Origin of the sequence: Pseudomonas sp. SIMBA_067, assembly GCF_046534675.1 — a bacterium.
Lineage (GTDB): Bacteria > Pseudomonadota > Gammaproteobacteria > Pseudomonadales > Pseudomonadaceae > Aquipseudomonas > Aquipseudomonas putida.
Map to the genome: position 1 here is coordinate 1 of NZ_JAWRYH010000814.1, position 256 is coordinate 256.

1 protein-coding gene is annotated in these 256 nt (G+C 60.2%); it reads left to right on the forward strand.

The annotated features are described in order from the left end of the window. A partial coding sequence (locus SB765_RS31460) for a hypothetical protein (RefSeq protein WP_410932736.1) occupies positions 1–256 on the forward strand: 256 nt, incomplete at both ends.

Here is a 256-nt window from a genome sequence, read left to right on the forward strand (position 1 = left end):
GTCGTGTTCGATATGGTCGATCGGCTGACGCGCCCGCTTCGCCAAACGCTCACCGGTAGCAAAAGCCTGTCGCGCGCGCTCGCCGACACGAAGAAACAGCTTTCCGAACTACAAAAGCAACAAAAGACCGTCGACGCAGTCAAGGCGGTCCGTACGGAAATGGGGCAGACCGCCACGAAGTTGAAGGCGGCACGGGAGAAGTTCGCCGGGCTGCAGGCGCAGATCAAGGCGACCGAAAATCCCACAGTACGGATGC